Annotated in this window: 7 protein-coding genes; 4 read left to right on the plus strand and 3 right to left on the minus strand. The window is 42.5% G+C overall.

Annotated features, from left to right (window positions below; all coding sequences use genetic code 11):
* Positions 1-562 precede the first annotated feature (562 nt).
* The gene (locus tag QZ735_RS13455; protein ID WP_294249348.1) at positions 563-2,395 is read right to left on the minus strand and encodes a cytochrome c peroxidase; all 1,833 of its coding nucleotides are present in this window, start codon (positions 2,393-2,395) and stop codon (positions 563-565) included.
* Positions 2,396-3,032: 637 nt separating this feature from the next.
* On the opposite strand from QZ735_RS13455, the gene QZ735_RS13460 reads away from it, so the two are divergent.
* Together QZ735_RS13460 and QZ735_RS13465 are read left to right on the plus strand one after the other, a co-directional pair.
* Positions 3,033-3,887 carry a nucleoside phosphorylase gene (locus tag QZ735_RS13460; protein WP_294249349.1) on the plus strand — a complete coding sequence of 285 codons (855 nt, stop codon included), beginning with the start codon at positions 3,033-3,035 and terminating at the stop codon, positions 3,885-3,887.
* A gap of 5 nt (positions 3,888-3,892) precedes the next feature.
* Positions 3,893-4,342, plus strand: a complete 450-nt coding sequence (locus QZ735_RS13465) for a hypothetical protein (RefSeq protein WP_294249351.1) — start codon at positions 3,893-3,895, stop codon at positions 4,340-4,342.
* A 568-nt stretch (positions 4,343-4,910) separates the two neighbouring features.
* Here QZ735_RS13465 and QZ735_RS13470 read toward each other — a convergent pair.
* The gene (locus QZ735_RS13470) at positions 4,911-6,284 is read right to left on the minus strand and encodes a hypothetical protein (protein WP_294249353.1); all 1,374 of its coding nucleotides are present in this window, start codon (positions 6,282-6,284) and stop codon (positions 4,911-4,913) included.
* A gap of 438 nt (positions 6,285-6,722) precedes the next feature.
* Between QZ735_RS13470 and QZ735_RS13475 the strand changes: the two genes are divergently transcribed.
* Both QZ735_RS13475 and QZ735_RS13480 read left to right on the plus strand, forming a co-directional pair.
* The gene (locus tag QZ735_RS13475) at positions 6,723-7,022 is read left to right on the plus strand and encodes a hypothetical protein (RefSeq protein ID WP_294249355.1); all 300 of its coding nucleotides are present in this window, start codon (positions 6,723-6,725) and stop codon (positions 7,020-7,022) included.
* A 122-nt stretch (positions 7,023-7,144) separates the two neighbouring features.
* The gene (locus QZ735_RS13480) at positions 7,145-7,954 is read left to right on the plus strand and encodes an SDR family oxidoreductase (RefSeq protein WP_294249357.1); all 810 of its coding nucleotides are present in this window, start codon (positions 7,145-7,147) and stop codon (positions 7,952-7,954) included.
* A gap of 674 nt (positions 7,955-8,628) precedes the next feature.
* Here the strand turns inward: QZ735_RS13480 and QZ735_RS13485 are convergent.
* Positions 8,629-8,989, minus strand: a 361-nt coding sequence (locus QZ735_RS13485; RefSeq protein WP_294249358.1) for a hypothetical protein, incomplete at its 5' end; no start/stop codon positions are given.

The raw sequence follows: 8,989 nt of genomic DNA on the forward strand, positions 1-8,989 counted from the left end.
TACCGGTTTTTAATAGGATTTTATCCTATGTTGTAGAAAGCCGTCCCTTCGGGACTTTAAATTAATGTAAATTCGATCGCAGAGCCATTATATTCAGCTGTTTATTTAATCAAGATATAATTATGCCTGTTGAGCCCGGATTCAAATTGAATGACTTTTGATAAAAATAAATGATGATCTTTATACCGGTTTTTAATAGGATTTTATCCTATGTTGTAGAAAGCCGTCCCTTCGGGACTTTAAATTAATGTAAATTAGATCGTAGTTTCATTGTATTCAGCTGTTTATTTAATCAAAAATATAATTATCCCTGTAGGGCCTGGATTCAAATAGAATGACTTTTGATAAAATGACAAAGAATTTTGTTTGGTTATTAATTGCTTCCGACTATAATTCCGATAAGAAACTTTCCGGCATCCAGCGCTTCCTTCTTCCGGATTTTTAACCAATATCGGGTTCATGTTCGTGTAAACTATTAACCATCAACCATCAACCATCAACTATCAATTATCAACCATCACTCATCACTCATCACTCATCACTCATCACCCATAACCCTCACCTATTTCGCCCTGCTGATGTCCGTCAGTGAATTGAGAAAGGCAATGATCTGCCGGATTTCGGTTTCAGACAGGTTCAGCTTATCCGGTGACAGGGTCTGGTTTTTTACCGGCAGGCCCAGGCCTTCCCCTCCGCCTTCGTTGTAAAATTCCAGCACTTCTTCCAGGGTGTTGAAGGCACCGTTGTGGAAATACGGTTTCGTCAATGCAGTATTTCTTACGGTAACGGTCTTAAAGGAATTTTCATAGATCCACGAGCTTTCTTTTTTTACCGGACTGCCGTTCCTTCCCCTGTCGGTATCCGGCTCCCATGGCTTTTGGCTGACCGGTTTTGAAGTGATGCCCAAGACCTCGGACTCGTTTTCGTTGAAAAACGGAGGGACGAGGCCGGAGAACGTCGGGGCAAAGTGGCAGGTGGCACAATTGGCTTTTCCCATGAAGAGGTTGAAGCCTTTTTTCGCTTCGTTGGAAATTTCTTTTTCATTCCGCATAAAACGGTCGAAATCGCTGTCGTAAGAGTACAGGGAGGCTACATAGGAGCTCAGTGCTTTGGAGAAATCCTGCCTGCTGATCTGCCCGTTCCCGAAAGCTTTTCTGAAGGCCCGCCTGTACTCCGGATTTTTCTTTAATTTCGCTATGATGCTCTCATAGCTGGTGTTGAATTCATCTTTGCTGTAGATGACATGTTCCGCCTGCTGCTCGAGGTAGAAGGCCCGCAGGTCATAGAAAAACCTTTTTGCAAATACGGCGTTGTAGAGGGAAGGAGCGTTTCTCAGTACCGTTCCGCCCTCTGTATTGCTGAAGGATTTCGGCTTCCGGTCGGTAAAGGCATATTCCGGAAGGTGGCAGGTGGCACAGCTCATTTTCCCGTCGGCACTGATCTGCCGGTCGTAAAAAATATCTTTTCCCAGGGCCCGCATCGCTTCACTGTCTTCCTCCCTTTCCAGCAGGGTGTAAAAATAGGGATCCAGGAAGTCGCTGCTGAAAAAGTTACTGTTACCTGCATTCCAGCCTGAGAATTCCTTCAGGTCATCCGGCCTGCCGTCCCAGCTCCCGAGCTCACTGTACAGCGGCTGGATGTATTGCTTATAGAATTCAATACGGTCGAAGGTGTCAAAACCGGTATTGCGTGATAAATAGGCGATGCCCTCAGTGAACAGGTGGTCTGCCTTCTGCAGATCGTAATTCCTGAAATAAGGTTCGTCATGCAGGTATTTTTGCATTCCCGCAAAGGCATGGGCCGCTTCTTCGGAAACATTCAGGGAGCCGGGCGTATCAAACCCTGTGATCCCAAGGCTGTAGATCCGGATCAGCTCGATTCTCAACGGCAAGGTCAGGTTGTTGCCTTTGCTCAGTCCGCTGGTGACCGAATTCAGGTAAAAGCCGGCATAGCTGTTGTTCAGGAAGTCCGTGATGGCGGCAATTTCATCTTTCTGCGTTTCGGCTTCACCGGAAAAAATCATTTCGTCCAGCACCTGCAGTCCTTCGGGAGGCAATGTATAAGCGGAAGTCCCGGCCGCTTCGATATGGAACAGCGGTGCGGCATTGAGGTGGGTCTTTGTAAATTCGGGATAATGGTAAGCCACGTAGAATTCGACTTCTTTAAAAGAATTCCGGGTTTTGCGCAGCGATTCGCGGAGTTCCGCCAGCGAAAGCCGGCCTTCGGAATAGCCGTGGGCATCCGACTTCAGCTGCTCAAGCGCGCTTTTGAAACCGGCCAGCCCTGTACTGATGGTATTGCGTTCCGGTGACTTTCCCTTGTCAACAGGTTGAAAGGACATGACCGCAAGTCCCGTTATCACCACCACCACAGCCGCCAAAGGATAGAATTTCATTTTTTTGCGCAAAGCTATTGATAGAAGCCGGGCCGGATGTTACCTTAATTTTATATTTATGTTAAATCACGTTAATCTTAGAAACTGCTGAGCTTTATTGAAGACAGATTCGCCGGCCCATTTCAGGAATTGTAAAAATCTGAATATATAATGACTGCTGACTGTTGAGTTCATTATAATCGTTTAACAGAACTGATTTACTACTTCGTTTTCAATCGCAAAGATTTTATTTTCTTTACGTGGTGTACAGGAAGGCAAAGAAAGCATCAGTAAAACTGATCTGAAGAAGCTTGTGAAATTTCATATCCATAAACAGAGGATGCCGTATGACATTCTGCCTCATTACCATTTGAAAACAGCCCTGAGAGTCGGGATCCATTTACCTGTTTACGTATCTTACCGGATGAATTTATCATCAATCTGTACAAGCGTCCGCTTCCGGGATTCCTGACCATAGCGCTCTACTGTCCTGCCCTATTCAATATTTTTTATTAATTTTGACTCCCGGAATCGACTTCATCAGGCAAAGGGCGTTTTCTGCAACGACCCGGGTTTATCACAATGGCGATGGGTTTTGGGGAAGGGTTTTAAACAATAGATCAATTATTCATTAATCAATCAAAAAAATAAAATACATATGCTTAATCAACTGGCGGCTTCAGAACTGGTTCTGAACGATGACGGAAGTGTTTACCACCTGAATCTTCTCCCGGAGGATATTGCGGGAAAAATAATCCTGGTGGGTGATCCTGACCGGGTAGCCAAGGTTTCAGCCTTTTTCGACACCGTTGAGATCCGGAAAAACAAGAGGGAATTCTACACCCACACCGGGACGCTGCGCGGGGAAAGGATTACCGTCATGTCTACCGGCATCGGTACGGAAAACATAGACATCGTGATGAACGAGCTGGATGCCTTGGTGAACATTGATCTTCAGAACAAAGAGTTCAAAAAGGAACACACCTCACTGCAGCTTTTCAGGATGGGAACCTGCGGAAGCGTAAATCCGGATGTACAGGTTGACCATATGCTGGTAACGCGGAATGTGGTGGGCCTTGACGGACTGATGCATTTCTATAAGGATTATGCTTTTGAAAATGAATTTTCAAGGAATTTCCTCGAAAAATTCCCGTATCCGGTCATCAGGCCGATGCTCTATTTCTCCGAATGGTCTGAAGAACTGGGAAACCTGTACAGTGATGCAGCGTACCACGGAAATACAGCCACATTTCCGGGATTCTACGCCCCACAGGGAAGACAGCTGCGCCTGAAGTCACTGGACGACAAGTTCCTGGAAACCCTGAACGAACTGGGCGTAACGAATTTTGAAATGGAAACCTCCGCGATCTATGCTTTTTCCAAACTGCTCGGCCACCAGGCTGTTACCGTGAACAATGTGATCGCCAACCGGAGACGCGGCGAATTCTCAGCAGACCATCATGCTTCCGAGAAAAAGCTCATCAACTGGGTACTGGACCGGATTATCAGATAAAACAGATGAGCCAAAACATCACCTGCCTTATCATAAAAGAGGATTCCGGCATCATCAATAAAAGCATAAATCAAATCAGGCTGGACGGATTTATCTTTATTCGGTTTAAAGATGATTTTAAAACCTTTATCAAAAATGCAAGGGATTTTGATGAATTAGAGGTATATCTGGATTATGTTAAATCAAGATATGATTTTGAAGAAGATGATACCGTTCAGGACCTTGTCAGAATCATTGAAGAGTATAAGCTAGATACTTTCATTCTTGAGCACTATTTTGAATTCGGTGATATTCCGGTCTGTCATTTTTTTATGATGGTTGAAGACGGTAAAATAATCAACGAATCCCTGGTTTTCGATGATGAATTTTCTGCAGACAATTATTCATCTGTACAAGATTACCATTTTCAGTTTGGATTACATTTTAACTGGTTATTAAGGACAGATTTATGGTAAGCATACATCTATACATCTAAGCACACTCCCGCAGATCAGCGGATTCAGCAGACTTTTCTATGATGATTAAATCTGTCGAATCACTTTAATATGCGGGAGATGTTATTTTTCATTCATTTCATCATGAGATAAATCAATATAAAGCAGTCTCAAGGTAAAAGAATCAAAAAGAATGCAGTACTGTCCATACACAATAAGATATTATAAGTGCCATTGATATAAAGTCCGATTATCCCGTTACCATATAAGGAAGTAAAATGAATTCGCAAAACCAGTGAATCACACATTATATAATCATTCCTTCAGATTAAACTATTTGCTTTTTTTGCATCATTACAATAGGAGTTACTGATTACCTGGCTTTTATGTTACACCGATTAAAAAAGCGCAGTACCGGATTACATTTGCCGGATAGATCGTACCCCAATCAGCCTCATCATTACATGGATATGAATTCAAATAAAAATCTGCTGAATCAGCTTGATCTGCGAGCACATAATCAAACAAGTATCAGGTCACGGGTATAGTGGGCTTCACCTGTCCTTTAAACCTTGTCAGATCATCGTTTTCAAAATTCATTGATCGTTACGTAAAAATGGGAAGAATACAGGCTTTCCGCAGATCCGGAAATGTTGGTCAGGTTAATGGTAATGGTTGAAGCGGAGGTCATTCTCGGATTGGAAATGGAGAAAGTGGTATTTCCGGCAAAATCGGCAGCCGGCGTTACGGTAATGGTTGCTCTCGCAGAACCTGTTACCCATGAAGCGGGAATCTCAATATTCATCGTAGCGGAATTTCCTGCGGGCAGGTTGTAGATATGTACAGCCGGCCATGCTTCAAAGCTGATCTGGTTTTTCCCGATGGTCCCTTTTTCCCCCAGTTTGTACTGTCCGCTGACATCCAGCCTTGCAGCCGTGTTTGGGGTTGCGGTGCCGATTCCGATATTGGCATTGCCGTCTCCCAGAACAACAGCATTGGCTTGGGCAGTGGCAGCATTATGACCGATGGCGGTGGAATACTGTCCGGTTGCCGAAGCGCCGGATCCCACTGCGGTGGAATGCTGGCCGTTGGTTACCGACTGGTACCCTACAGCCGTTTCACTGTTGGTCTTGGTTTTTGCGGCATATCCCACGGCCAGAGACTGGTATCCGGCGGCGGCGGCATTGTTCCCCAGTGCCATGGATTCATTGGCTGTTGTTTTGGCGTTGTACCCGAGAGCAGCAGACTGGAATCCGTCCGCCAGTGAATTGTTTCCCAGTGCGGTGGATTCGTTTTTGGCCGTTTTTGCGTTGTACCCGATGGCATTCGACTGGTAAGCACCCGCCGTTGCCTTATTCCCTACTGCCAGCCCGTCATTTGCGGTGACCGAGGCTTCATTGCCTATGGAAACACCCTGATAGGCAGATCCGGAGATCCCGATGGCTATTCCGTTCTGGCCGGCATTGGCTCCTGCTCCCAGACTGATGGAATGATCGGTACCCAGTCTTCCCGATTTCACGGAATTCACTTTGAAGACAAGGTCATCCTGGGTATTGGTACCCAAAGAAAGGTTGGTATTGGAACCCGTGTTGTTTCCGCTGTTCGAACCGGAATTGTTCCACGCATCCGGAGAAGAGACACCGGATGTGGTCATCATCCCCGAGGTGGCCGACAGCATATTCCATCTGGAATTGTTCCAGTAATAAAAACCTTTATCCGCAAGTCCGCCAAGTCCGTTGTTCCACACCATCAGGCCGCTGGCCGGTGACGCAATTGTAGTGATGTCCGTTACGGAAGTCAGGCTGACGCTGGGCAGTAAAATACCTTTGTTTGCCGAATTGAGATGAAGGATGGATGACGGATCCGGGCTGGTGGTTCCTATCCCCACCTGGGCTTTTAAATGATAAGAGGCCAACAGGATAAGGGCAGTGGAAAGCAGTCGAATTTCTGAATTTCGTTTCATATGAGATTATTATGGTATCAGTTTTATGCCACAAATATACCATTTTTTTATCATCACCCAACTTTTATTGCATTATTTTTAATTTAACACTAATTAGTGAAATAATAATCGTAAATTACTGTAATCAAATAAATTAACTGAAAAATCGCTATACCACCGACTGATAGGTATAAGCTCCTATTGTCTCACAAGGGGTCATTTCATGATTTTCGTATTGTATTTTTATTAAATTAATTAGTTTTTTATTGACAATACAATAATTAAATGATATAACATCTGCTTTATTTTTTACTCAATTTGAAGGTTATTTTAAGAATATGCGCTCGATCATAGTTTTCAGTGCATAAAATTTTTATGAAAAATTTAACAGCGTGATAAAAATTTAGGAATACTTCTTGTTAATTACATTGCATAACATAAACAACAAAATATCACATTATGAATAATTCAGAATACAACAAAGCAGAGAATGCAGTAGACAACACCGAAAATTCTCTTAAAAACACAGCAGATAATGCAAAATGGAAAGTGGAAGAACTCGCAGACCGTGCAAAAGACTATATTAATGAAAAAAGAAACAATGACGAGGAAGCACAGCACGAAGACTGGCTTGACCGAGCAAAGAATAACGTAGCTGATGCATGGGATACGGTAAAAGATAAAGCTAATGATGCCTGGGAAAAAACCAAAGATGCAGGTGAAGATGTAAAAGCGGAATGGAATAAGAAGACGAATTAGAATTTCAGTTATATAAATATTTTCAAAAAAAACGGAACCTTTTTTATAGAAGGCTCCGTTTTTTATTATGCCATCAACACAAATATTGCTACATTTGTAGCTTAAATAAACATTAGAAAATTATGTCATACGGTTTACTTAAAGGCAAAAAAGGGATTATTTTCGGAGCCCTTAATGATCAATCCATTGCATGGAAAGTTGCAGAACGATGCCATGAAGAAGGTGCTGAATTCATCCTTTCCAATGCTCCTATCGCCATGAGAATGGGCGAGCTGAACGCTTTGGCCGAAAAAACCGGCTCTGAAGTAGTAGGTGCCGACGCCACTTCCATTGAAGATCTGAAAAAACTTTTTGATGCCGCTGTTGCAAAATTTGGTAAAATAGACTTTATCCTCCACTCTATCGGCATGTCCGTAAACGTGAGAAAAGGAAAACATTATACGGAAATGAACTACGACTGGCTGGAAAAAGGCTGGGACGTATCTGCCGTTTCCTTCCATAAGGTAATGCGCGTGGCATGGGAGAAAGACTGTATGAACGAATGGGGAAGCATCCTGGCCCTCAGTTATATCGCTGCCCAGAGAACCTTCCCGGATTACAACGATATGTCTGACAACAAAGCCTATCTCGAAAGCATCGCCCGGACATTCGGAAATTACTGGGGGGAAAGGAAAGTACGGGTAAATACCGTTTCCCAGTCCCCTACCCCTACCACTGCCGGAAGCGGCGTAAAAGGATTCGGAGGCTTCCTCGGCTATGCGGAAGACATGTCGCCGCTGGGCAATGCCACCGCTCTCGACTGTGCCAACTACTGTGTTACCTTGTTCTCCGACCTGACCAAGAAAGTAACCATGCAGAACCTCTTCCACGACGGAGGTTTCAGCAGCTCAGGCGTTACCCAGAAAGTCATCAGCAAATACGATGCGGAATAAGCAAACGAACCTATCCCTAAACTATACAAGCCGGAAATCTGATTTCCGGCTTTTTGTTTATTGATTCAGATGAAATATGGTATTCATCATAAAGCCTTGCGGATAAACCGATCAAAAAAGAATGGGTCGTCAATGGTTTTGGGATTTAGATTCAGAATCCGACCGGTATAAAATGTTTTACAATATGCTAAAATTATCTAATCTTTATTATTATTGTAGTTTTGGAAAATTACAAAGTCTTACAATCAAAATCTTACATATTTAAACTAAAGCCTGTAATCTTCCCAGCTTTAAGCACACTCAAAATTAGAGTTTTTAGTTAATAATTTCTTGTTGTCGCTGTAAAAACTTTGTTGAAATGTGGGAAAATCTTCTGCATTGTGATTCAGTCTTCCATATTTCAACAAAAAATACCGGTGTGTAAGATATTCAATGATTGATGAGGTTATTCATTATTGCATATCCGTATTTCTGAATAATTTCTCATCTCGCTAATGCTTTCAAATACATAAACATCCGGTGATTCTGCACGAAATACATGATAAACACCTATACAACAGTGCTTTACGCCGGTTTTCCTTGCTGTATGTAATGAAGGTCAATGTCATCGCTGCCTCACCAATCTTTCAATTTTTCTGCAGTGAATTTCGGTCCGCTCTAAAGAAGGATGGAAATTACCATACTTTTATAATTCCCTTTTGCTTTCCCATTCCTTCTATTTCAATTCTGATCGTATCTTTCAAAGATGGCTGCTTTAAATATGCCCATACAATATCAGAGCTATCGACCTTTTTTTTATCCTCAGGAAAAATATTTAATACAATAGAATCTTTTAAATTCCTTTCGTAACTTAAATTATAAGGATATTGTGAAAAATGATCTATTCTTGTCTTTTCCATAGAATGATAACCATATCTAAATCCTTTTTCAATATATGGTTTAAAATAAAAACCTTTTAAATTAGCAGAATCAACGATTTTATAATTTAATTCTTTTACAAAAACTATTCTTTGTTTTGATTTTTCAATAGTCGAG

This window comes from uncultured Chryseobacterium sp. (assembly GCF_913776365.1).
Lineage (GTDB): Bacteria > Bacteroidota > Bacteroidia > Flavobacteriales > Weeksellaceae > Chryseobacterium.

Excerpts from the sequence above, each read along its gene's own strand:
- QZ735_RS13455 (WP_294249348.1), bottom strand. The coding sequence starts at position 2,395 with ATGAAATTCTATCCTTTGGCGGCTGTGGTGGTGGTGATAACGGGACTT.
- QZ735_RS13460 (WP_294249349.1), top strand. The coding sequence starts at position 3,033 with ATGCTTAATCAACTGGCGGCTTCAGAACTGGTTCTGAACGATGACGGA.
- QZ735_RS13465 (WP_294249351.1), top strand. The coding sequence starts at position 3,893 with ATGAGCCAAAACATCACCTGCCTTATCATAAAAGAGGATTCCGGCATC.
- QZ735_RS13470 (WP_294249353.1), bottom strand. The coding sequence starts at position 6,284 with ATGAAACGAAATTCAGAAATTCGACTGCTTTCCACTGCCCTTATCCTG.
- QZ735_RS13475 (WP_294249355.1), top strand. The coding sequence starts at position 6,723 with ATGAATAATTCAGAATACAACAAAGCAGAGAATGCAGTAGACAACACC.
- QZ735_RS13480 (WP_294249357.1), top strand. The coding sequence starts at position 7,145 with ATGTCATACGGTTTACTTAAAGGCAAAAAAGGGATTATTTTCGGAGCC.